Origin of the sequence: Komagataeibacter saccharivorans (assembly GCF_004348195.1) — a bacterium.
Lineage (GTDB): Bacteria > Pseudomonadota > Alphaproteobacteria > Acetobacterales > Acetobacteraceae > Komagataeibacter > Komagataeibacter saccharivorans.
The window spans coordinates 41,630-65,908 of the sequence record NZ_CP036407.1; the positions used below are offsets into that span (position 1 = coordinate 41,630).

The window sequence follows — 24,279 nt, forward strand, 5'->3', positions numbered from 1 at the left end:
GCGCCGGTCACTTAACCCCTCAACCCAATATGGATCCCCGTCATGTCCGTGTCGGTGTACGCGAACCCGGCGTCTTGAGTTTCATGACATAGGCTATGATCGCAGCCACAGGCTGGAAATATTCCTGCGGGATTTCGGAATCCAGCGGCACCGTATAAAGGGCGCGGGCCAGCGGTGGATTTGCAATGACGGGAACCCTGGCATCCTCGGCCGCATGTCGGATACGGGCAGCCAGGTCATCTGTTCCCTTGGCGACAATCTGGGGCGCGCTGTCCACGCCGCTTTCATATACCAGTGCCACTGCATAATGCGTGGGGTTTGTCACCACGACCGTTGCCTTCTTGACGGCTTCGATCATGCGACGGCGCGCCCGCCTGCGGCGAAGCTGCCGCAAACGTCCCTTGACCTGCGGGTCCCCCTCGGTCTGGCGGGCTTCTTCCTTGATATCCTGAAAGCTCATGCGCAGGCCGCGCACGCGGTTATAACGCGTCCACAGGTCATCCAGCACGGCTATGACGCACTGTACGGTCAGAACGACCATGACCGCATAGGCAAACCATGATGTCAGTTCCGCACTCAACCGGGGGATTGTCCACCGCTCGGCCTCAGGCGCTATACGCAGCGTACCTTTCGCCACGCCATACAGGATGAACCCGAATACGCTGAGCTTGACAATGCTCTTGAGCATTTCCACTACATTGGTAAGGCCAAACATCCGCTTGAGCCCCCGCATGGGCGACAGACGGGTAATATCGGGCACCAGACTTTCAGGACGGAACAGAAACCCGGTCTGAAGCAGGCTGCTTATGCTCACGACCACGATGCTTATGAACACGAAGGGGGCCGCGAGCAGCGCGCCTTCCATGCCAGCCTGTATGCCAATACGCTTGATTGTGGTGATATCAGGCGAAATGGTGTCGAAATGATCCATAATGCCGCGCATATGCGCGATAAACCTGCGTGCCGCCGCAGCGGATGACAGGCTGAAAACCAGCAGGAATGCGCCGAGTGCCAGAAGCATATGCAGTTCACGGGACTGGGCGACATTGCCTTCCTCACGCGCGCTCTGAAGTCTTTTCTCGGTAGGGGCCTGACTCCGTTCGCCGCCACCTGACCCTTCCTGAGCCATATACCTGCATCCTTAGTGATGTGGTGCGGTTACGCCTATTCCCGGCAGGCCCATAAGCAGATCCTGCATCCTTTCCTGCCATACACCCGTCATCACCTGTATCAGCATGGCCAGCAGAAGGACGCCACCCAGCAACTGGGCCGGCATGGCAATGGAATACACCTGAATGGCGGGCAGAAGCCGGTTAAGAACGCCAAGCATCGCAGGCCACAACGTCCCGATCAGCACAAACGGTGCCGCCAGTTGCAGCGCAAGGGCAAAGGTCTGCGATGTGGCTTCGGTAACACTCCGGGTCATGTCGCCAACCATGGGCATGTGTCCCGGCGGGAACAGGTTGTAAGAGCCAACCACGGCTGCCATGGGCAGGACATAAAGGCCCGTCGACAGGAAAATGACCGGAATCAGGGACGATGCCATATGGCTGATTGCCGTGCTGGACGCGCCAAGATCGGCATCAGGCTGGATGACACTGGCCAGACCGGTAAAAACCGCCACCATCTGCATGGAAATCCCGATCGCCATGGCAATCACGCGCGCCAGCCATCCGATAAACACCCCGCAAAGCAGCTCACCCGCGATAATCGCAACAGCCAGCGAAGGAATATGCAGGGCCTGCCCGGATACTTCCACAAGCCGGTCCTGCACCACGGGCAGGATCATCACAGTGATGGCCAGAGCAAGCCCCGCCCGTACCACCATGGGGGAAGTCGTATCCCCCAGGCCTGGCGCGGCCATGACCATGGCGCTGACACGGCACAGCACGACAAGGAACATGGCGGCCAGAACAGCAATGGATCCGCCGGAAAAGGACGGATCGCCAATCATCCCCGTTCAGCCGTCCGCAGGGCCGGGTCCTTTTTCACGACCCGCCCACCATAACCATCTGATCGAAGATCGTATGCGCGTATGTGTTCAGGGTGGAATACATGAATGACCCTGTCAGCAGCAGGGCGGCCATGGCAGCCACGAATTTCGGCACGAATGAAAGGGTCGCTTCACTGACCTGCGTCATGGCCTGAAACAGGGAAATGAGCACGCCCGCGGTCAGGGAGGCCAGCAGCGACGGCGCTCCCATCTTGACGGCTACGACCAGCGTCTGCCGCAGGATATCATGAATATCGACCGTATGATTCATGAAGCGGCCTTAGATCGACATCTTCATGACGTCCTGATAGGCCTGAACAAACCGGTCGCGGACCGTGGTCACGGTCTGCAGGGTCAGCTTGGCTTCCTCCACGGATGTGGAAATATCCGTGAGATTTCCCTTCCCCGACAGACCGGCCGCAGTCTGGGCTTCAGCCGTCTTTCCCGTATTGATCGCACCCTTGAGCGCATCACTCAGAACGGAACCAAAACCGGATACGGAATCAGCCGACAGGTTGCTTCCACTGCTATCGGTATTGTCGGTCGCGTCCATCGTGGTCTGCTGCGTCAGCCCATAGGCATTGCTTGCATCGAGACTGCGTGTGGTGATGTCGCTTATCATCATATCCCCGCTTTGCCCCTGCTGGTTCCAGTCAAGGGGTGGAAGCGCATTCCTGCCAGTTAATCACGCGATGAATAACCCAGCCATTCCCTAATCACAAGGCCTGTCACACCCCGCCAATACCAACCACCGGCAGATGGTACCCGCTACTGTTTGGCATCTGCAACCAGACAGCCATGGAAAATAGGATTACCATGCACTAACAATCAGCCCGGACCTTCTTGCGAAGGCAGATCATCTCCTGGTTTTCAGTCCAGGGAAGGACGTAATTGAGTGACTGACCGACCCAACATCCCCTTTGTACATGCCTTCATGGGCATGGCCATGTTTGCAGCAGCACTTTCCACCGTTCCGTGCGCGGCAGTCACCACGGCAGGGGGCAGAAGCACATCCCGGATTACGGAAAAGCTGTCCGCCAAGATGCCCGGCACGGACGAAAGCGGCATCCAGTGCACGTCGGGGGCAATTTACGTTGTTGAGGTCCATGCCGTCAGCAACAGGACGGATGATAACCCGGGCGAGATAATCGGATCGGCTTCAACGGAGATCTGCTCCACCAATGCCACCAAGTTCTCAGATATCGTGATGGCGGGCAGTCTGGCCGATAATCCCGGTCCCGTTGCGGCCAGTATAAAAACGGGTCTGGAAGGTGCTGTCCAGATACACGGGCGGACGGTGGATATGAACGCGAATATCTACGCCCCCCCCAATGACGGGGATACGTCCCAATGCGCCCAGCAGCAGGATAGCGGCGCAACCTGCAAGCCCCGCCCATTCGCCGTGAACTTTACCCGGACATGGGTATTCGCACCGGGCAAATGGATGGATTTCCGCGCCGGGACTGATGCCGCGGGCAATTCCGTAACCCTGCTGGTCCGGCTTTCGAACAGCCTGTAAGGAACCAGTTTAAAAAACGGTCCGGCGGGTAATGATCCCGTCAGGACCTTCAGAAACCCTAAAAAAAATACCCCCGACCGAAGCCGGGGGCACTTACTGTCACAGCCGTAAGTCCGAAGACTATTAGCTCTGGAACAGGGACAGGATGTTCTGCGACTGACCGTTCGCGATCGTCAGGGACTTGATCGCCAGGGACTGCTTGGTCTGCAGCGAGGTCAGCTTCGCGCTTTCGGCGGACATGTCCGCATCCGTCAGGGCGCCAACGCCAGCCGTCAGGTTGTCCGACAGGGTCGCACCATAGGTGGACATGCTGGCAAGAACCTTGGTGTTCGCACCCAGCGAGGACGTGACGTTCGTCATCGCGACGATGGCCTGCTGCACGGCAGAAATCATCGAGCTGATGCTGGCGCTGCTGAGCGTGCCGTCGTTGGTGACGAACACGTTGCCCGTCGGGCTGCTGCCTGCGGTGCCACCGGTGGACAGACCCAGCGCATCCGTAAGGGTGGTGGCGGTCGTCGTGCCACTGATGGCGGCCGAGCCCACATCGCTGGAAATGGTGGAGTTGAAGCCGGTGATGGTTGCCGTATCACCCTGCAGACCGGTCACATAGGTCAGGTTGCTGGCGGTGATCGCAATACCGTCGCCCGTGCTGCCGGACAGCAGGTTCACACCGTTGGTGGTGGAGTTGCGGGCAATGGTGTCGATCTGGGTCAGGTAACCATTGATTTCGGAAGCAACCTGGCTCAGCGAGGTGGCGCTGCCCTGATCATCACCCAGCGTGGTCACGGCGTCCTGCACGTTGCTCAGAACGCTCAGGATGCTGTTGGCGGCGGATGTCGTGTTGCTGACAACTTCGGAAGCGAAGGACAGGCCATCGTTCACCGCGCCCTGACCGGCGATGTTGCCGTCCATCTGCGATGCGATGCCGAAGGCAGCGGGGTTGTCAGCAGCCGTGGAAACCTTCAGGCCGGTGGAAACGGCGTTTTCCGTGGCGCTCAGTTCGGTCTGCGTCGCGTTCAGGGTCTCAAGAGCGACCATCGCCGAGTTATTGGTGTTGATTGAAAGAGTCACTGTGTTTTCTCCAGATCGGATCAGACTGGCTGTGCGCCAGGGCAAGTGGAGTTAAGCCAGCAAATGGCTAAGAGAAGGTAAGGCGGACAGATTTTTTTTCATCTGCTGTTAAAAATTATCAGAACCGCCCTGCCCCGGGCATGCCGGAACATCGAGGGGGCTTCTGGAGAAAAATCCATAACAACCGCAATAACTGTATGGTCCTGCCGTTGTCAGAGCGGCCATACCCACAACAGAAGGTCTGTCGGGAATCCTTGGGGATTATTTCCCGGTATTGATCCGATACTCAGGGGAGCATTCAGGATAGGGGCCTGCCATCCGCAGGCAGCCCGACTGTTTAACAGCAGGCGCCAACCGTACCCTCGTTGCCGCGCTCTTGCAGAACGCGTACCATTGCCGCAGCCACCCTGAACCACCGGCAGACTGCAAGCACATGTCAGTAATATGAAGCAGACAACCAGACGGGCTATTCCATCAGGAATACGCGCCTGCTCACTTCATCAGGTTAATGGTACGGGTCATCATTGAGCGGGTGATCTGCATGGTATTGAGATTGGCTTCGTATGAGTGCTGGGCCTCATGCGTATCCATGATCTCCATCATCGAATTCACGTTGGACACCTTCACGTACCCCTTGGCATCCGCTGCCGGGTGGGAAGGATCATAGCGCGTTTCGAATGGCGTATTATCGTGCCCGATCTCTTTGATCTTTACGGTGGAAGCCCCGGATTCATGATCCAGACTTTCCTTGAAGGTAACCGTTTTACGACGATAGGGGTCTGCACCGGGGGTAGAGCCGGTCGTATCCTTGTTGGCAAGGTTTTCGGCGGCCACGCGCAACCGTTCCGTCTGCGCGCGCATTCCGTCGGCTGAAACCCCGATCGTACTCGAGAAATCCATGTCTTGGTACCCGCTACTTAAGAACCTGTACCCAGAACCGTCTCGAACATGGACATGTAGCGGGTATATACCGTCGTTGCGAAACGCTGATCATCATTGGTATCAGCCACTTTCTCAACTTCGTCTTCCAGCACCACCCCGTTGCCATCGGGGGAAGTGCTACCCGCATCACGACCCGCCCTGACGGTATCCGTGTGGCCGGGCAGATGACCGGGTTCGGTTTCGGCCAGCATCATGGTCATCTGGTTCTGCAGAACGCCCTGAAAGGGGGCATTATCCTTTGCCACATAACCGGGCGTATTGGCGTTGGCGATATTGCCAGCCAGCGTCGCCTGCCGGGTTTCAAGCCAGTTCAGCCGGCGCTCGGCCAGATTGAACAGGTCTGTGCCACTATGGGCTGATCCCGCAGATGACAACGCTTCGAGCATATGACGTCGGTTCCCTTCCGTCTGTTCCTGTAGCGGAGCATGGTGGCTGCGATACGATCCGCATGCCCCTGCTCCAACAGGAGCAATCAACTAGCCTGATAGGCATATTTTTCCAGATAGTGCAAGACTTCTGCCGAATTCATTACCATAGAATCATGATATCCAGCCATCGTGACGTTATGGCTAAACCTGTTCACAACTGATACTGATCCACGACATGAACGGCAACCGGATACGACAGTCCACCATCGGCGATAAGCTTCTGTTTGTCGCGGCGATTGCCGGTTTGGTCCTATGGAGCCTTCTGGCTCATGATCGGGGCGTATCCGCTGCCGGCATCTGTGTGGCGATATGGTTTCCCCTGTCCGTCCTGCTGTACCGGTTTATGTTGCGCTGGCTGCCTGTAATCGGGTGCATACGGGCCACACCGTCAGAAGAAACATCGCAGGGACGGCGGGAAATAACGGCTGGCTGCCTGCTTGTGGCCTCTTTCTCCATCGTGTTTCTGGCCTGCCTTCCCCCTCTCCATGCTGTGGAGGATATCATTGGCCTCAACTTTGCATGCCTCGCCGCCCTTCTGGACAGGCGTGAAGGCTGGCTGCCCAACTACATCCTTATTCCCATGCTGCTTACGGGACTGATCTCTGGCATGGTGAATGACAACGTGAATACAGCCATTTCTGGCGCTGCAATCGCGTGGGGCATCACGTCGCTGGCTCTTGTATTTATTTCTGTTTCCCTACGGGCCAATTTTCTATCCGGGGGAGACATGACAATGGCCACAGCATGCGGCGCATGGGCAGGAAGTGACAATGTAACCCTATTTCTTCTGCTCTCGGCATGCCTGCATTGGATGTTCTGCGTTGTCATGCGTCATTTCAGCATCCAGCCTCGCCGCTATATCGACCTCGATAGACCGGGAAGTGGCTGGGTTCAGCCCATGGGGCCGTCTTTTGCCTTCAGTCTAGCCATAGTACTGCTTTTGCATAACATGCCAGATATCCCGGATTGGAAGTATTTTATTCCGGGATACTGATCTCAATGAAACGGTTCTGGCGAACACATCGTTCGACGAGGGCAGCGCAACAGGATATTATCATCCGCCATGCACACAGGAACTTGCGCGTAAGTAGTGGCATTCGAATGAATAGATGCAGGGCGAGCGGACAGAGCAGATCAAGGCATTGGGCTACCGTATAAATAGAACCCAAATCCTGCTTTCTTATGGCTTCCCTGCATATTTTTACATTCTTCAGGAAGATTATTATTTATTTTTATCAATAAGAATTTGTGTCAAAACCTGCATTGAATGTGCGAGCTTTTCGGTATTATTTGAAATAGTGTTTATTTTTTCCTGTGTCAGAGCCATGACCTTGGCCATATTTGAAATGCATTCAATGGTATTTTTATAATTTGTATCTATTTTATTAAATAAAATTCTTTTGTTTCTTGTTTCTATAATAGATGAACATATTATTTTACTCAAATTGTCATTATTTGATATGGCACTTCTTACTTTGTGATTGAAATACAGGTCTTTATACCCCTGATTCATTACGGTTCTGGTCGTATCGTAATCGCTATTACTATCTATTCTATGATGATAGGATGCCAATGTTTCTGTAATAACTCCAAATTCGCCATGCATTAATAATCTTACAAAGAAATCATAATCCTCCATAAAATCCAGATTTACATCTATTGATCCTGATAACGAAATAGTCCTTTTCCTGAACAACATACATATTGGTATTATTGCTATATCTGATGATAGATAACTCAGGTAATCGATGAACATGGAATCTCTTTTCCCGAAATCATCCCGCTTTGCTATTGTTTTTATTGTATTATTTTCTATCGTCTCAAATACGTCATAATTACTCGTGACAACCCCAACACATCGTTCATTATCATCTAGATAAGCAGATGTCTTTTCCAGGAAATCATGTTCTATAGTGTCATCATCATCATTTATTAATAAATATTCTTCACTGCTATAGCTTATCAGTTGAGATAACGCGTTTCCCCTGCCAACGGAAGATCGGTTATCATACAGCGTCACCCTTCCATCAATTCGGCATTCATAGTTTTTTATTATCCTTTCAACTTCTTCAAAATTACCGCCGTCATTTAATATATGCATATGCCAGTTTTTAAATGTCTGCGAAATTATATGAACAATTGCTCTTTCCAGACATAACGGCCTGTTTTTTGTTCGGATCAAAATCCCAATTTTACTTTCTTTAATTTTCATTTTATCCAGATACTTTCAAAATTTAGACGACATAAAATTAATATTATTAAGATTAATTATTGTAAAGAGTCCAAATTTTTTAACCGCGTCAGCTATAAACACATAATCCAGATACAGGTCGACATCATCCCGTCATGAAAATTGGAGGGATTTGATATGTATCATGCTGACATCTTGCATATTTCAGGGCATCGCGGCGATACTGCGTACAGATGACTTCAGTCCAAGGTCATCATGATCTCATCCGGTTGTCGCAAACCCATGAATCATATTCGGTCAGGCTCTTATATGGGAATACAATGAGATATTGCGTCGTTGGTTGTGGTTTTAGCGGAGCTGTTCTGGCACGGCATCTCGCCCGGAAAGGTCACAAAGTCTTACTGATTGATGAGCGTAACCATCTGGGTGGTAACTGCCATACATACCGCGATGCGAATACTGGTATCATGGTCCACCAGTATGGCCCGCATATATTCCATACCGGCGACAGGCGCACATGGGATTATGTGCGCCAGTTTGGTAATTTTTACCCTTATGTAAACCGGGTCAAAGCCATATCGGGTGGACGTGTCTATACTTTACCGATCAATCTGCTCACCATTAACCAGTTTTTTGGGCAAACCCTGAATCCGCATGAAGCCCGGCAGTTCATTACCGAAAAAGCAGATCGTAATATCGTATCACCGCGTAATTTTGAAGAACAGGCCCTGTCCATGATTGGACCGGAACTCTATCACGCGTTTTTTTACGGATATACCTGTAAGCAGTGGGGGGTTCAACCTTCAGAACTTCCCGCTTCCATCCTTAAAAGATTGCCGGTACGGTTCAATTATGATGACAATTACTTCAACCACCCTTACCAGGGAATTCCGGAAAATGGATACACAGCAATAATAGAAAATATTATTAATATAGAAAATATAGAAATAAAATTGAAAACATCTTTTGAAGATATCGATGAAGATTTTTCACATGTTTTTTATACAGGACCTATAGATAGATACTTCAATTTCAGATTGGGTAGGCTGGGATACAGAACCCTGTCATTTGAACGGTTTGAAGGTGATGGAGATTATCAAGGCACCGCAGTCATGAATTATTGTGATGAGGACGTGCCTTACACACGAATTTCAGAACATAAGCATTTCGCGCCATGGGAGCAGGAGAAGTTCTCACGGACGGTCTGTTTTCGTGAATTTAGCCGACTGGCAGGCCCCGATGATGCGCCTTACTACCCGATCCGTCTTGCTGGTGAGAAGCGACTTCTGAACGATTACATCGCCCTTGCCCGGTCTACCAGGGGCGTCTCCTTCCTCGGGCGACTGGGAACATACCGCTATCTGGATATGGATGTGACCATTACGGAAGCGCTTGCCGCTTGTGACCGTATGGATACCCTGCTTTCTACCCAGCAGGAACTACCGCCTTTCTTTACGGACCCTGTCTGACCCACAACAGAGCGACTGAACCGTTGCCCGGTTGGGAGAAAGCTATTTTTCCCGGCCGGGTAGCAGCATATCTTTGCCCCGGTTCGTAGGCGATTTTTGCCTTTATATATGCTGATGAACGATTATTTTTCTGACTTTTTCAATCGGGAAACCATCATTTCCGTCGAACGGCTCCAGACGGTTACAAGTCCGGCCGGGTCAGCAAGAAAGTTTTTTTCCAACGCCCGCATATAGGGGCGCGTCCGGGTGACCGAGGCAGGAGCCGGGACATTGATCGTGTCCGCAAACATGCTCTCCTTACGGGGACTGTCCAGTTTGACGTGAGGCGTGGTCAGTTCATCTTCCGCAGTGTCATGCCCTGCCATCGGCCCATCAATATGGGACTGTATTTCCTGTTCCGGCAGTGCCTGACTGCTGGCGGTTGCCGCACTTTGCGCCGCAATCTGGCTCGTGATGCTTTCACTTTGTCGCAGCAGGTCCGTGCGGACTTCCTCGGCTTCCGAAATCAGCTCTTTAAGCTGCTTTTCCTGTGCGAGCATCTGCGTCACCAGCACATGAAGACGGTCAGCCGATCCATCCGCCTTGCCCGCCATCTCCGCCAGTTCCGAATTGGTGATCTTGGCCTGTTCGATCATCCGGCTGAGGGGACGTCCGCTGACCTCACCGGCGACGCGTAGTTTTTCAACGCCATCTTCAGCGCTCCGCACGCTGCTTTCCAGCTTTTCCACCAGAGCAAGAAGGCTTGCGCGATCCCGCCTCAGGTTCGACAGAACCCGACCAAGATAGAAGCTGTAGATTATTCCCAAAAGCAGGAAGAACGACAGAACGACCTCAATGATCATCTGGATCTGTGTCAGCATCTGCAATTGGTCTCCACTATGGCCCGGCCATAAAACCGTCGTTTGGTGATGGAAGGGAACGGACTTCTCAAGCCTTGATTTCCTGCCCGGCAGTTTCGGGAGGACTGGAAACACCAGGATCATTAGGGTGCGGGTTTTCGGCCGGAACCAGTCGCTTCTCGATCTTCACCGCAGCCTTATCATGCAACTTCCCCAGCCGTCCTTCAAATAATGGCGTCTGACCACACTGAAGCCTGACATGGATGGGCGTCCCGCTCTGATGGGGAAAGGTTATCTGCTTGCCCGGCTGAAGGCTCAGGATTTCCGAGAGAGGGACAATCTTTTCCTCGAACACGGCGGAGACCTGCGCATCGGTTTCAAGAATTTCAGAAATGAGGTGGTCTTCCCATATGGAATCACGCCCAAATCTTTCCCCCATGAACTGCTGGGACAACTGATCACGAACGGGTTCCAGCGTGGCATAGGGAATGATCAGATCCATAGTGCCGCTGCGATCTTCCATATCGATATGCAGCCGGGTCATCACGATGGCATTGGATGCCCGCGCGATTGCAGCGAACCGGGAACTTATCTCCAGCCTTTCAAACGCCAGCGTAATGGCACAGACGGGGCTGAAAGCCGTTGAAAGATCGTTAAGCGTCAGCGTAATGAGCTTTTCAATCAGGGCCCGTTCGATTGCAGTATGGGGCCGCCCTTCCGTTCCGGCATGCCCCGTCCCGCGGGGACCGCCCATCAGGATGTCAATGATCGAATAGGACAGGGAGGAATCAACGATGATAAGGCCGTAATTCTCCCACTGCACGGCCTTGAAAACAGCGAACATGGACGATGATGGCACGGCGTTCATATAATCGCCGAAACGCATCGACTGTATGCTCTCTATGGTAATTTCAACATTATCATTCGTGAAACTACGGAGCGTGGCCGACATGATCCGTACGAGGCGATCGAATACGATCTCCAGCATGGGCAGGCGTTCGTAGGACACGAAGCCGGCCTTGATGACCCGCTCCATGCCGTTTGCTTCCCGGGCCGGAATGCCGGCAAACGTGTTCCCGAGCAGGCTGTCAATTTCGGACTGATCCAGAACATGGCCACCCAGCACGTCATGATCGACCGCATCCTGTGCGCCCTGCGCCGCCGCATGGGGGGCATCCGCCGTCTCATGCACGGTTTCGGGGTGTTCGGACGTGGCCGCCTCGTGATGATCGGCACCTTTCGTCGTGTCGTCTGCATCCTGCATGTCGTCTGTCATCACGGTTTCCAACTGATTACTTTTTCCGGCATGGCCAGAGGCTGCTCGCTTACTGGATGAGCAATTCGACGAAATACACGTTGGTCACCTGCAGGGGGGCCAGATCGGTCCTCAGGCGGCGGATAATGGCCTCCCGTAGCCTGTATATGCCGTTCCCACGGATATCCTGCGGTCGCGTCTCATGCAGATATGTCTGGAATATATCCTGAATTTCCGGAATCGTGTTCTGAAGCGACGCTTCATCCGTTGCCCCTTCGATCTCGACCTTGGCGGTAAGCTTCACATAAACCGCATGCCCGTCCCCACTATCGAGGTTGGATACAATGGTCGGGATACCCAGAAGAATGGGGGGATGCAGGACATTATGGGCCTTCTGCCCGGCATTCCTGAACAGCTTGTCCTTTTCCACAACCGTGATCCCGCCCACGACGAGGAGCAGACCGACAAGCGCACCGATAACCAGTTTCAGTTTCGACTTCTTGGCCGTTCCCTTACCGGATGCACCAGTCCCTGCGGCTTCCGTCTCCTTCCCCGCATCCGCTGCCGGGGAGGCGGGGGCGCCGCCGGTTACAGTCTCACTCATATTGGGCGTGGCTCCGGAAAGATTGGGTCAACATATTCACTATCAGTTTAGCCACTAGACCACACCTACTCAATGGCTGGACAGCGTGAAGACCTACGTATTTTCAAGTTTGGGAACCTACTACCGGATTTCCCTACATCCTGCAGGACGGCAGGCCCATCAAAACAGGATCGGGTCCGGGAGAATACTTCCTGTTATATCACGCAGCCTGCCAGGACAGAAAACGAAGAAACAGGGGCTACAGACGTCTGGCCGCAAGTCTGTAGCCAAACCCATGGACGGTTTCGACAAACGGCACAGACTTGCCCAGCACCGCATGCAGCTTCGTCCGCATCCGGTAAATGGCCTTATCAATGGCCCGGATGGTAATATCTTCGTCCAGCAGCATAAGCAGGCGATCACGGTGAACCGGCCGGGGCGCATGGCGGATCAGGGCATCGAGCAACCGGAACTCATTTTCCGTCAGATGCACCTCCAGACTATCGTGAAGCCATATTTTTCTGGCGGCAAGATCAACCTTCCAGCCTGCGAAATGATGGACTGTGTCCTCCCTTGCGCACAGGAAAGCCGTGTTTATCCGCCGTGACAGATTATGCACACGCGCGACCAGTTCACGGGGATGAAGGGGTTTTTCAAGGTAATCATCCGCGCCATTTTCCAGCCCGATCAGTCGGTCACTGGTTGCACGACTGGATGTTGCAACGATAATCCCGGCTGATGTCTCCCGCCGAAGCTCCGGTATGATATCAAGCGCCTTGCCATCAGGGAAATGCAGTTCAAGTAGGATTACATCGAATTTTTTGTACCGTACGCATTGTCTCAGCTCAGAAATCGAGCCTGCAAGATCGGTCGTAAACCCCGCGCCAAGCAGAACGGCATTATAAAGATCCCGCGCTGTCGTTTCGTCTTCAACCAGAAGTATATGTGCATTCCCCCTGCCTGCAATCATCAGCCCTTTACCTCAACCCATAGTAGTAATAACCGGTGAGGCGCCTGATAGTGCCGCACATATCTCGAAACCGGGATATATTGGGGAAACCACCAAGACAAGTGATTGCTAACATAATCGTTATGTGTGCAGCTCCCTTTCCATTACGTCACGTAATCTAGGAATAGATGTATGTGATGACGGTCTTCAACAGTATCGTCCATCAGAGAATATCTGGCTGGCAATTCATCCATGGCCAGTGTGTTGCACCATGTAATTACAGTGGTTTTCTGCATACAACAAATATAAATGGTGCATTCACATGCTAGACTGGTTTACCGAGCGCGCGCCGCTAAGGAAAAAGATCACCGTAGTTACGGCCTGCCTTCAGGCTTACATGATCATGCAGATCATTGTTCAGGTCATATGCTTTGAACTTCAACTTTCTGTTGAACTTCAGAGATACATTACGTTTGCTGAGTTTATTTTCGGCTCCCTGATGGTTGTCGGCATCCGGTGGGTGCTCATCAACTGTGCGGCCAAACCGTTCGAGACCATTACGGCCCTGACCGAGCGCATTGCCGCAGGCACGCTGAATGAAACCATTCCCTTCATGAGCTGGAAGGATTGCGCGGGTCGGCTTGCCAATGCGCTTTCAACATTCCGCAATGCGCTTCTGAAGCAGATCGACCTTCAGAAACAGGCCGCGGAAAGTGCGCGCCAGCAGGAAGCCCTGATGGAAGCGACGCGTCAGCGCGAAATCCAGCAGAATGCCCTGATTACGGATCTCGGAACGGGGCTGAAAGCTCTGGCCGATGGTGATCTGACCTTTCATTTCGCCTCGCCCTTCGCAAAGGAATTCGAGCCCCTGCGCCTGAATTTCAATGATGCCCTCATTTCCCTGTCGGATGCCATGACGCGGGTCTCATCCGCTTCCTCACTCATCCAGAACGGAGCAGTGGAAATTGCACAGGCCGCCGATGATTTTGCCCAGAGGACAGAACGCCAGGCCGCGGCCCTGGGCCAGACCGCCGCATCGGTCAATAATGTCACGGGGGGCGTGTCAAATACCGCAACGGCAGCGCTTGAGACCAACCGTTCAGCCGATGTCGCCCATTCTTCCGTCCAGAGATCAAGCGATGTCATGCAGAGCGCCATAGCGGCGATCGAGGCAATTGCGTCTTCATCGGAAAAAGTAGCCGCCATTATCGGCATGATCGACGAAATTGCTTTCCAGACCAACCTTCTGTCGCTGAATGCAGGTGTAGAAGCCGCCCGTGCCGGGGATGCGGGGCGCGGTTTCGCGGTCGTCGCCAATGAAGTGCGCTCCCTTGCACAGAGATCGGCTGACTCCGCCCGGCAGATCCGTGATCTGATCGGTATCTCCAAACGTCACGTGACGGATGGCGTGAAGCTGGTGGAACAGACCAATAAGGAACTGGGAACCGTCGTGTCCCAGGTTGAAGCCATCAGCAGCCATGTTTCCAAAATTGCGACCGTCGCGCGCGATCAGGCGGCCAGCCTTAAGGAAATCAATGCAACGGTATCCCATATCGATACATCGACCCAACAGAATGCCGCCATGGTGGAACAGACAGCGGCAGCCGCGCATAATCTTAAAAGTCAGGCTTCGGATCTCATGATGGTCGTCAGTCATTTCCACATGCGACATGGTAGCGAGAAGCCACGGCATATGATGGCACCCCAGTCATTGCAGAAAAAACTTACATCTGAGACAAAAGTGCCCGAAACTCTGGATGGATGGGCGGCGGAATTTTGATGTTATCTTCTAAGGGTCAAACCGGAGACATGCAGCAGGCACTGCAGTTGCTGACCTTCATTGTGAATGAGGAATCCTACGCGCTTCCCATTCTCGATGTCATGGAAATCCGTATCTGGACCGGAGGCAGCCCGCTTCCATCCGCTCCGGCATACCTCAAAGGGGTCATAAACCTTCGGGGGGCGATGATTCCCGTCATTGACATGCATGTTATTTTCGCAACGGAAAAAAAGTCCGGCAACACAGGCGAAGGCAGCACGCCTTCAGCCGTCATTATCGTGGAACTGGAAGGTGAGTCCGCGGGACTGCTTGTTGACAAGGTGCAGGATATCGTCACCCTGACCCGTGAAGAAATAAGGCCGATCCCGACCGCAGCCGGGCAGGAAACACATAAGATCCTCAGTGGCCTGATCACGATAAAAGAAAGAATTATCGGCCTTCTGGACCTGAAAGCCTTAGGAAAATGGATTGAACTGCCGGATGTGGCGGGATCCCGTCTTCCCTGACGTCATTCATATATGGCGGGGTTATGACTGTGTAATATTGCTATCAGGTTCCATTTTGCGCCCGATCTGACGCGCGGGCACAAGATAAAGTCATCTTCGCCATTACCGATACGGTTTGTCAGGGTGGGGCCGCCATAATCCTGCCCGACAGAGCCTACACTACAGATATTCTGTCGTAAAAAGATTCAAGAGACTATTTTAAATAGTCTGTACAGAAAACATAAGAAAGTTTTTGGTGAAGCTTTTTTCAAAAAGCTTCGGGAAATATCGTCTTTAAAAAGGCGCCTCCCAAAACTTTTCATATTCTTTATCAAGAATTTATTTTCAAACAATCTGCAAGCCTGACGATGGCCTGGGGCACATATTCCGGTCGGTCATACAGATCATGATACGTGGCACCGAGAACAACAAACATGTCTTCATTGTCTGCACAGCTTTTATCGCAGAGTTCAAAGCCACCCGATAAAGCCCTGAAAAATCTGACTAACCGTGGATTGGCATGGTTGTCATATGATTTTTCAGTCACGGAGATTGCGAAGGGGGCGCTATCTGAATTACTGGTCTGATGACTCCAGCATTGACAGCACTCATCCGTGCATTCCCCACCTTAGCGCACGGAGAATGACTGTTTTTATAGGTCGCCAACTGACGGTTGATATCTGGCATGGATAGGAAAGGTGGAGGCGCCTCCCGTCACAATCCGACCTTCCCGGCCGGACTGTCCACCACGAGATCGAGCAGCTCGATATAGCCCCGCGTGCTGCGCGGATCGCGGTGACGGACATGACGGCGGATTTCCTCCTCACGCACGCCGCCGAGATAGGCTTCGGTGATGAAGCCGGAACGCAGGCCATGCGGCGTCAGCCGGCCGAGGATTTCCGGCGCGAACCCGGCCATCTCCCCGCGTCGGTGCAGGATCTGGCGCACGGCATCGGGATGCAGTCCGGTGCTGCCGATCCGGCCCGAGGCCTCGACCTTGCGGAACAGGGGGCCGACCCCACGGCGGGCCACATCCATCCAGCTCTCCAGCGCGCGGACCGGGCAGGTTTCGGGCCGCTGCCCGCGGGCGAGGCCGATCACCGCCCCCTCCCCCGTCTGGTCGGTCTTGCTGGCCCGGATGCCCAGCTGCAGGCCGTGCGCCATCGGTGTCAGGTCCTCCACCTGCAGTCCGACCAGTTCCGAGCGGCGCAGGCCACCGGCGAACCCGACCAGCAGCAGCGCCCGGTCGCGCCGTCCCCGGGGCGACAGGTCACAGGTGGCCAACAGATCCATCAGCAGGGCCCGCCGTACCGCCACGGGTTTGCGGACCGGCCGGTGCTGCGTCCGCAGCACGCCCTGCAGCGGCCCCTGGATGGCCCGGTGGCCTGCATTCCAGGGCCAGTCGCCGGACCGGTGGGCCTTGCCGATGGCGGCCAGACGGCGGCGGATGGTACGCGGGGAAAACACCCCGGCGAGGCTGGCCAGATAGGCCCCGACGGTTTCGGGTGCCGCGGGCAGCGGCTGGAACCCGGCCTGCCGACACCAGACCTGGAAGTGCGCCCAGTCGGCCCGATAGGCGCGCAGCGTCGCCGGCGCCGTGGCGTGGCTCGCAAAACGGATGGCGGTCTCCAGCGCCGCACTGGCTGCCGGGGTAAGCAACGGACCGCCCGTCTCCCTGTCCGCGGCGGGGGAAAAGCCTGGAGCCACTCTCCGGGCAGGCAACCGGTCCGCGGGCGTTTTGGCAGTCATGGAGACAGGATGGCAGCCGCAGGCGCTCCATTCAACCCGTTTCAATGCCATCACACGCGATAAGGGGAATTACCGCGTGTGGCATATCTACAAACCTGTTTGCAACCCAATCCCACCCTTTGGAATAATCTACACAGCACTCTTCATGCGCACAGAATCTCAGTCTCCCAATCAAACGCAGAACATTGAACTTTCTTCTGATCAATACAGACCCGACGAAGATCCTGCCCGGACTATGGGACACAGATCTCGCCAGAAACATACCTCTCTGGATCGAAATCCTATGCCGCTCATCACTCGCTATCTACGCCATGGATTCGCACATCAAGACCTTCAGGAAAAAAGATGCGAGCTGAATACATCTAAAAATCCATGATCACTCACAATCCAGAAATGGCAGAAAACAGGAGGAAAACGGTCCCCATACTCCATCAGATTATTCCGAGGGGTTAAGCGACCATCAGATTTGATTTTCATAAAAGAATCAAAATCAGAAAAAGGAATTGTAAGAAGAAATATTCCCTAGTCGCTTAACCCCTCATCCAATCCCCTGAATTGGGCCGGAAAGAAGACGATCTATCGGATATGTCAATTCTCCTCACAAAAAGTCTGTTTCCAGCATATTATCCACCGCCCATTGAGGGGTTAAGCGACCACGGATGATGACTAACATCCAGGCGTCTCTATCCCGAGGGGATAAGAGACGATATCGCCAGATTTCCATGAGGGGTTAAGCGTCCCCATAAGTACAACAAGTTTATTATCTTAACTACATAGTATAGTCGCTTAACCCCTCAGTTGACTTCTGCGTTGAGGATAACTGTAATCTGTCCAATCGCTTTCTGAGGCCGGTCATGACAGAACCCCATTACGACCATGAGTTCCCACGTCTGCTGCTGGATTACGGCTATGAACAGGCTGCCGAACACCTGCGGTCTTCAGGAAGAGCACAGGACATAGCTTTCCTGGATATTTCACGCGCATTGCTTTCGGATGACAAATCTGAACTGGGCGTTTCTTATTCCGGATTATGCCTCACCAGCCTCCCACATAAACGTTTACCGGATGATCAAGTCTGGCGCCGGACAGGTCATGACGTCACGCTGTTAATCGAACCGGGTACACTTCTGGTAAACGGCAAGGAACAGAAATTTGGCGTGCCCTATGGGGCAAGGGCCAGAATGATCCTGATCTTCCTTATGTCCGAAGCCTATCGGACAGGAAGCCGTGAAGTTCGGCTTGGGGGTAGCCAGAGACGGTGGTTTGAAAGAATGGGGATTTCTTTTGGAGGAGAAACTGCAAAAGCAATCCGGGATCAGTCCAAGCGTATCAACGCCTGCAGCCTGAAGTTTTTCTGGGAATCCGATAGCGGTGCTGATGGATTTGCCAAAGGCGGGATAGTATCCTCAGGTCTCATGTTTCGGGATGGCCTTCCTAAAGGCGATGTAAAGCAGGGAAAGCTCTTCGACGACGTTGTTGTCCTCGACCCGGTCTTTTTTGAAGCCCTCCAGAAGCATCACGTCAAGCTCAGGGAAGAAGCCATAAGGCAGCTCAAGGACCGATCGCTTGCATTGGATATCTATGTATGGCTGGCCTATCGCATGCGTAAGCTGAGCAAACCGGTCAATATCTCCTGGGCTGCATTATACGATCAGTTCGGGGGAGGGGTAAAACTTCGCAAACACTTCCCTACCCCCTTCAAAAATGCTCTCAAAGCGGCTGTAGCCGCATATCCTGAGGTCAAGGTTGAGCTAAGCGACAAGGAAGGGATTGTTCTTTTTCCTTCCCCCCTTCCTTTTCACCGGGATTTCGTTCTGGGAACGAATTTTACAAAAGTCGCCTAACCCCTCACTCTTCCTGAACAGGATATTCGATAAAGAAATCTTCGATAGCCTTGCCTAAAGCCCGTAATGCAGTTTTCCGTGATTTATCGAGCGTATCCGGCGTCATCTCTTTCAGGGCTATGGTAATCCTGTTCATGTTCTTTGCCGACGGGACAGAAACGGCTGAATTTTTATCCCGTTTCTCTCCCTGAGACACTTTCCTGTCGTCTGCTAATGATAGATTTGCCCGACGGATTTCTGAGATCGATAATGTTCCCTCAAGAGCCATTTCCAGCAGGCGTGTTTTAGTCGCCCCTTCCGGAACCCGAGCCAGTTCGATAAGCAGATTTCGTGACAGGGCGTGTTCTGAGTTCAGAACACGGTTCAGAAAATCTTCGGGCAGACGCAGTATTCCGATAACCCCGTTTATGTCGGAGACTGCCCTGCCTAGCTGTTTCGCAGCCTCGCGCTGGGACCATTTCTGTTGTTCACAGATTTCCGAAATTGCCTTCGCTTCTTCCAGAGGCGTCAAATCCTCACGCTGGATATTTTCTATCAGCGATGCAATTTCATGGTCCGTAGACTTCTCGATCGCAAGCAATGTCTGCAGGCCAGATAATCTGGCTGCGCGCCAGCGTCTTTCTCCCGCAACGATAATCCATTTCCCACGCTGGCCTTCCTTGGGCCGTACCAGCAGGGGGGTTAGCTGACCATGAAGCTGAAGACTATTACCAAGTTCCTCAAGGGAATGTTGGGTGAATCTTTTACGAGGCTGATTCTCGTCCGGCTCCAGATCGTCTGTGGAGACTTCAAAAGAGTGATTCAGATTGCTCTGATCGGAAATGAAGTTTTCCCGCAATGCGCCCACCCTATTTCCCATGGCAGACATGAGAGGTGAAGCGCCGCGTCGTTTTGAATGTGGAGGCATTATTTCGACTCTCTGGATGTAGTGGCGGCTTCAACATCATCCCCTTCTGTCGTATCCAGATTCAGGAGCGCCATAGGGGGCTTCTGGCCCGTAGTCAGTGCAAGGGCCAGTCTCAGGTAAGGAGCAACCGCTTTGGATTTTGATGATACATCAACTGCAATCGCGCCACCCCAGGCTGCATTGCCATAAACGGTACTTTCAGGAACCGGCTCAAGCACAACAGCACGACCAGCCGTATACTGGATGAGTTGATGCAGCACTTCCCGGTCAACAGACTGACGTGCGTTATATCGGGTCGGCAAGATACCGCCCACCCGCAGGTGAGGGTTTAAGCGGCGCTGTACCTTTTGTACGGTACTGAGCAACAAGGCCACACCCATTGCATCGGGTGGTTCCGTTTGTACCGGAATAATGACGATGTCAGCAGCAACAAGAGCCATGTAGGTCATAAGACCGAGATTGGGTGGCGCATCGATGATAATGAAATCATAATTATCAAGTTCCGGGGCAAGGGCCTCGGCAAGAGCGTGCTCAAACCCCGGCTCTCTGCGACTGTCTGCCTCAGCGAGATCAATATGACTGGGAACCAGGTCAATACCCTGCAGGGTGTCACCAAACGGATCATCGCTTCTGACAATGCACTGCGCCATCGGGTGCTCCCGTAGAAGGCAGTGATAGATGGACAGTCCCTTGCGATAACACTCCAGTCCGTTCTGTCCCAGAAGCCAGTCCGTGGCGGAAGCCTGCGGATCAAGATCGACCAACAAAACCCGGCGTCCCAGTTTTTTCAGGGCCGCTGCCAGATTCAGGGCGCTTGTGGTCTTGCCAACGCCACCCTTTTGATTGGCGAGGGTGATGACACGGGCTTTGGCGGCACGGAGCTCAAGCAAGAGTTCGATCTGTGCTGCCACGTCCTGGGGTATGGCCTCCCGATTGTTTTCCCACCGGCTCAAACGCGGTTTGTCATAGGAGCGTCCTAATGCGGCATTGAGGAGGTCTTTTAACTCGCTTTGAGAAAGCTTCATCTCTTCGCGCGCCGAACGTAATGAATCGCCGTCCATAACGTGTCCTTTTTTAACCATCAGTGACGTGATGGTAAGGACACCAACGGGATTTCGTCAACCACCTATGCAATAGGTTGACATCATGCTGTTGCAGGGTGTGTTCTGAAATCAGAACATCGGATATGCGGCAGGATAATGATACACCGCCGTATTTGACAGAATGCTTCTTGAGCATCCTCTGTTAAAGGCTTACGAACAGCAACCAGCGGGACAGCTTACGGCAGGGATAGGCCCATAGCGATCTTTTGCCGTGTCGAAATGCTTTTCTAGGAAGTCATGAAAATGGATGACGTATCGTGGCATGCCAACGGGCTGAACTGAAATAGCGATGAAGTGTCTTGTTACAGGTGGCGCCGGATATATTGGCAGTCACACCGTAATCAGTCTGCTCGATGCAGGTCATGAAGTCGTGGTGCTGGATAACCTCTCCACAGGACATCGTGCCGCTATTCCTGCTGGTGTACGTTTTTTGCACCTTGATCTGTCGAATGCAGAAGCGATTACGGAAGTCGTAGCAGGTGAGCACTGGGATGCGGTGCTGCACTTTGCCGGGGTTTCGCTGGTAGGTGACTCCATGCGACGCCCGTTCCATTATCTGCGGGATAATTATATTACCGCCTTGAACCTGATTGAATCCTGCGCCACTCATGGCATCGAACGCTTTGTCTTTTCGTCTACGGCGGCTCTTTTTGGTAGAGATAACCAATCAGGATTAATAACGGACAATGCCTCAATCCAACCTGGTTCGCCTTACGGTGAAAGCAAGTTCCTGATAGAGCGCGCATTGCACTGGGCAGATTGCATCTACGGGATGCGGAGTGCCTGCTTGCGGTATTTCAATGCAGCGGGTGCTGATCCACAGGGACGGCTGGGAGAAGATCATACCCCGGAAACCCATCTGATTCCCCTTGCCATTGATACCCTGCTTGGGCGCCGTCCCGTGTTGCAACTGTTCGGGAATGATTATGCGACACGTGATGGAACCTGCGTGCGTGATTATATTCATGTGACGGATCTGGCGGATGCGCACATCCGGGCGATCGATCGGCTTGATGGCGGATCAGTGGCGTATAATCTGGGAAGTGGAACCGGGTTCACCAATCTTGAGGTCGTGCGGAGTATTGAACGGGTCGGTGGGCAGAAACTGCATTGGGAATGGGCCGCGCGACGCCCGGGAGATCCATCTGTTCTGGTCGCGGATTCAGAACGGATACGCAGGGAGACGGGATGGAATCCTCATTACCGGTCTATTGATAGCATTGTTGAGACCGCTCTTCGTTGGCGTGAAGCCCATCCCCATGGGTATGGGAAATGAGATCATCCGCATTAATACCCACGGGTATCCATCTGGTCTGAACATTCTGCCTTCGGATGGTATCTCTGCCGTCATTATGCACGCCTGAATCCGGGCACGGAAGGACAGATGGTTCAGTCATTCCTGACAGGATGGGAGGAGGATCTGATCGTGCGTTACAGGGCGTGACAAAAGGTAACGGGGTGCCTGTAACAAAGGAAAGCCTTGCATTTCGTGATGTGCATGGTAGTCAGAAACGGCATAAGGCATAGGTGACGCGCTGGGAATGTTTCAGCCGCCATTCCAGGCCCGTAAGACTGTTGGTTCATGTCGGCCTTTCCTGAGATGAGGAAGGACGGCAACATCATGGCGTATTGAAGACATGATGGTTCATGGTTTTTGCTGCCGACTGGCGGACGGGACAGGCAACAACGCGTATTGGGTCAGGGGCAGGTCATGTCAATTTTCAATTCCCTTGCTACGGCTGTCAGTGGCATTGATGCACAGTCGACCGCGTTTACAAATCTCAGTAACAACATCGCCAATAGCCAGACGGTGGGTTACAAGGCGGATTCAACGGCGTTTCAGGACTTTGTGTCCGGATCACTGACCAATACGTCAGAGTCGCAGGGGGACGCGAACACTGTTGCGGCTGTTACCGTGCAGCACGTGGATAATCAGGGCACTGCAACAACCAGCACGGATACGCTGGCCATGGCGATCTCCGGCAGCGGTCTTTTTGATGTGTCCAAGGAAACCGGGGCGACCACGTCTGGCAAGACGCAGTTTCAGGATCAGCAGTATTATACCCGGAATGGTGAGTTTTACGAGAACAAGGATGGCTATCTGGTCAATACCAGTGGCTATTATCTCGATGGTTACATGGCGGATGATAGCGGGACGCTGGGCACGACCCTGACCCAGATCAACGTTGCCAATGTTGCTTTCCGTCCTACGCAGACCACCACGATCACGACGACCGGCACATTATCTTCCACTGCCAGCACCGGGAATACAGTCCAATCCACGTCGCCCATTTCCGTTTACGATGGAAGCTACGACTCATCCGATCCGGATAACAATACGGGTGCCCTGAACCTTGTATGGACAAACACGGGTACAGATACCTGGACTGTTCAGGCCACATCCACGGCCACAAGCACGACGTCAACGACTGACGGGACTACGTCCACCAAGAACACCGGTGTTACGCTGGCGGGCGGGACGTCCACGTCAACAACCAGTGGCGATACCACAACCACGACCACAACGAGCCCCACCTATACGGTGACTTTTGACAGCGATGGTTCCATTGCTTCCATTAAAGACAGTTCGGGGAATTATGTTAATTCAACCCTGAGCGGTGCGACGGCTACCATTCCCCTTACGGCGACTTATGGGGATGGAACAACGCAGAGCATCAATGTCGATCTGGGCACGATCGGTGGTACCAGTGGCATTACGCTTGCCTCAACCGGGGCGACGACCCCCACGATGACCAGTGACAGTGTTACCAGCGGTAATTACGAAGGTGCGGAAATCGAGAGCGACGGTTCCGTTCTGGCCGAGTTCGACAATGGTGATACGCAGCTGATCGGTAAGGTTACCCTTACAAACTTCGCCAACGTGAATGGCCTGAATGCTGTCGATGGTGAAGCCTATACCGCCACGGCGTCATCGGGCAATGCGCAGACCGGGCTTATGGGCCAGAATGGCACGGGTACGGTATCCGTCGGTTATGTTGAATCTTCAACGACTGACCTGACCAGCGATCTGTCCTCCCTGATCGTTGCGCAGGAAGCGTATTCGGCCAATACGAAAGTGGTGACGACTGCGGATGAACTGCTGCAGACCACGATCGCGATGAAGCAGTCCTGATTAATGCACTGATCGGTCTGTCGCTTTAGGCAGGCCGAT

The 24,279-nt window shown here is 53.4% G+C and carries 23 protein-coding genes; 8 read left to right on the forward strand and 15 right to left on the reverse strand.

Annotated features, from left to right (window positions below; all coding sequences use genetic code 11):
• Positions 1–40 precede the first annotated feature (40 nt).
• Genes KSAC_RS16265 through KSAC_RS16280 form a run of 4 tightly spaced genes read right to left on the reverse strand, consistent with a single transcriptional unit; the run spans position 41 to position 2,618 of the window.
• A complete protein-coding gene (locus tag KSAC_RS16265; protein WP_132306869.1) occupies positions 41–1,129 on the reverse strand; it encodes an EscU/YscU/HrcU family type III secretion system export apparatus switch protein in 1,089 nt (362 codons plus the stop codon).
• A gap of 12 nt (positions 1,130–1,141) precedes the next feature.
• Positions 1,142–1,954: a flagellar biosynthetic protein FliR gene (locus KSAC_RS16270; RefSeq protein WP_165927393.1), complete on the reverse strand. Its 813-nt coding sequence runs from the start codon at positions 1,952–1,954 to the stop codon at positions 1,142–1,144.
• Positions 1,955–1,988: 34 nt separating this feature from the next.
• Positions 1,989–2,264 (reverse strand): flagellar biosynthetic protein FliQ, encoded by a 276-nt coding sequence (locus KSAC_RS16275; protein WP_102326313.1) that lies wholly within the window; start codon positions 2,262–2,264, stop codon positions 1,989–1,991.
• 9 nt (positions 2,265–2,273) lie between these two features.
• On the reverse strand, positions 2,274–2,618 hold the full coding sequence (locus KSAC_RS16280) for a flagellar hook-basal body complex protein FliE (RefSeq protein ID WP_243705437.1): 345 nt from the start codon (positions 2,616–2,618) through the stop codon (positions 2,274–2,276).
• Between the two features lie 270 nt (positions 2,619–2,888).
• Between KSAC_RS16280 and KSAC_RS16285 the strand changes: the two genes are divergently transcribed.
• Positions 2,889–3,512 (forward strand): hypothetical protein, encoded by a 624-nt coding sequence (locus tag KSAC_RS16285; protein ID WP_132306871.1) that lies wholly within the window; start codon positions 2,889–2,891, stop codon positions 3,510–3,512.
• A 123-nt stretch (positions 3,513–3,635) separates the two neighbouring features.
• Here KSAC_RS16285 and KSAC_RS16290 read toward each other — a convergent pair whose 3' ends face one another.
• From KSAC_RS16290 to KSAC_RS16300, 3 genes are all read right to left on the reverse strand, one after another.
• Positions 3,636–4,583 carry a flagellin gene (locus tag KSAC_RS16290; protein ID WP_132306873.1) on the reverse strand — a complete coding sequence of 316 codons (948 nt, stop codon included), beginning with the start codon at positions 4,581–4,583 and terminating at the stop codon, positions 3,636–3,638.
• Positions 4,584–5,075: 492 nt separating this feature from the next.
• Positions 5,076–5,483, reverse strand: a complete 408-nt coding sequence (flgC, locus tag KSAC_RS16295; RefSeq protein WP_102326308.1) for a flagellar basal body rod protein FlgC — start codon at positions 5,481–5,483, stop codon at positions 5,076–5,078.
• A gap of 17 nt (positions 5,484–5,500) precedes the next feature.
• The gene (locus tag KSAC_RS16300) at positions 5,501–5,911 is read right to left on the reverse strand and encodes a flagellar basal body rod protein FlgB (protein ID WP_102326307.1); all 411 of its coding nucleotides are present in this window, start codon (positions 5,909–5,911) and stop codon (positions 5,501–5,503) included.
• A gap of 217 nt (positions 5,912–6,128) precedes the next feature.
• Between KSAC_RS16300 and KSAC_RS16305 the strand changes: the two genes are divergently transcribed.
• Entirely contained in the window at positions 6,129–6,947 is an 819-nt protein-coding gene (locus KSAC_RS16305) for an A24 family peptidase (RefSeq protein WP_132306875.1), read from the forward strand.
• Between the two features lie 228 nt (positions 6,948–7,175).
• On the opposite strand, the gene KSAC_RS16310 is transcribed toward KSAC_RS16305, so the two are convergent.
• A complete protein-coding gene (locus KSAC_RS16310; protein ID WP_132306877.1) occupies positions 7,176–8,165 on the reverse strand; it encodes a glycosyltransferase family 2 protein in 990 nt (329 codons plus the stop codon).
• A 299-nt stretch (positions 8,166–8,464) separates the two neighbouring features.
• Here KSAC_RS16310 and glf point away from each other — a divergent pair, with 299 nt between their 5' ends.
• Complete coding sequence (gene glf / locus KSAC_RS16315; protein ID WP_132306879.1) at positions 8,465–9,613, forward strand: UDP-galactopyranose mutase; 1,149 nt, start codon at positions 8,465–8,467, stop codon at positions 9,611–9,613.
• A gap of 122 nt (positions 9,614–9,735) precedes the next feature.
• On the opposite strand, the gene KSAC_RS16320 is transcribed toward glf, so the two are convergent.
• From KSAC_RS16320 to KSAC_RS16335, 4 genes are all read right to left on the reverse strand, one after another.
• The gene (locus tag KSAC_RS16320; protein WP_132306881.1) at positions 9,736–10,596 is read right to left on the reverse strand and encodes a DUF6468 domain-containing protein; all 861 of its coding nucleotides are present in this window, start codon (positions 10,594–10,596) and stop codon (positions 9,736–9,738) included.
• The gene (fliM, locus tag KSAC_RS16325) at positions 10,541–11,728 is read right to left on the reverse strand and encodes a flagellar motor switch protein FliM (protein ID WP_243705430.1); all 1,188 of its coding nucleotides are present in this window, start codon (positions 11,726–11,728) and stop codon (positions 10,541–10,543) included. The genes KSAC_RS16320 and fliM overlap by 56 nt, the downstream gene beginning before the upstream one ends.
• A 49-nt stretch (positions 11,729–11,777) precedes the next feature.
• Complete coding sequence (locus KSAC_RS16330) at positions 11,778–12,311, reverse strand: flagellar basal body-associated FliL family protein (protein WP_132306883.1); 534 nt, start codon at positions 12,309–12,311, stop codon at positions 11,778–11,780.
• A gap of 238 nt (positions 12,312–12,549) precedes the next feature.
• Positions 12,550–13,260 carry a response regulator transcription factor gene (locus KSAC_RS16335; RefSeq protein WP_132306885.1) on the reverse strand — a complete coding sequence of 237 codons (711 nt, stop codon included), beginning with the start codon at positions 13,258–13,260 and terminating at the stop codon, positions 12,550–12,552.
• A 478-nt stretch (positions 13,261–13,738) separates the two neighbouring features.
• Between KSAC_RS16335 and KSAC_RS16340 the strand changes: the two genes are divergently transcribed.
• A complete protein-coding gene (locus tag KSAC_RS16340; protein WP_165927394.1) occupies positions 13,739–15,019 on the forward strand; it encodes a methyl-accepting chemotaxis protein in 1,281 nt (426 codons plus the stop codon).
• Positions 15,001–15,525: a chemotaxis protein CheW gene (locus KSAC_RS16345; protein WP_132306889.1), complete on the forward strand. Its 525-nt coding sequence runs from the start codon at positions 15,001–15,003 to the stop codon at positions 15,523–15,525. Before KSAC_RS16340 ends, KSAC_RS16345 begins: the two co-directional genes overlap by 19 nt.
• Positions 15,526–16,218: 693 nt before the next feature.
• Here the strand turns inward: KSAC_RS16345 and KSAC_RS17750 are convergent.
• Positions 16,219–17,163, reverse strand: a complete 945-nt coding sequence (locus tag KSAC_RS17750) for a tyrosine-type recombinase/integrase (RefSeq protein WP_165927373.1) — start codon at positions 17,161–17,163, stop codon at positions 16,219–16,221.
• A gap of 944 nt (positions 17,164–18,107) precedes the next feature.
• On the opposite strand from KSAC_RS17750, the gene KSAC_RS16355 reads away from it, so the two are divergent.
• Complete coding sequence (locus KSAC_RS16355) at positions 18,108–19,097, forward strand: replication protein RepA (RefSeq protein ID WP_132306891.1); 990 nt, start codon at positions 18,108–18,110, stop codon at positions 19,095–19,097.
• A 4-nt stretch (positions 19,098–19,101) separates the two neighbouring features.
• On the opposite strand, the gene KSAC_RS16360 is transcribed toward KSAC_RS16355, so the two are convergent.
• Positions 19,102–19,965 (reverse strand): ParB/RepB/Spo0J family partition protein, encoded by an 864-nt coding sequence (locus tag KSAC_RS16360; protein ID WP_165927395.1) that lies wholly within the window; start codon positions 19,963–19,965, stop codon positions 19,102–19,104.
• A gap of 38 nt (positions 19,966–20,003) precedes the next feature.
• Positions 20,004–21,065 (reverse strand): AAA family ATPase, encoded by a 1,062-nt coding sequence (locus KSAC_RS16365; RefSeq protein WP_132306895.1) that lies wholly within the window; start codon positions 21,063–21,065, stop codon positions 20,004–20,006.
• A gap of 331 nt (positions 21,066–21,396) precedes the next feature.
• On the opposite strand from KSAC_RS16365, the gene galE reads away from it, so the two are divergent.
• Together galE and KSAC_RS16375 are read left to right on the forward strand one after the other, a co-directional pair.
• Positions 21,397–22,383, forward strand: a complete 987-nt coding sequence (gene galE / locus KSAC_RS16370) for a UDP-glucose 4-epimerase GalE (protein ID WP_132306897.1) — start codon at positions 21,397–21,399, stop codon at positions 22,381–22,383.
• Between the two features lie 435 nt (positions 22,384–22,818).
• On the forward strand, positions 22,819–24,240 hold the full coding sequence (locus tag KSAC_RS16375; RefSeq protein WP_132306899.1) for a flagellar hook-basal body complex protein: 1,422 nt from the start codon (positions 22,819–22,821) through the stop codon (positions 24,238–24,240).
• The last annotated feature ends 39 nt before the right edge of the window (positions 24,241–24,279 follow it).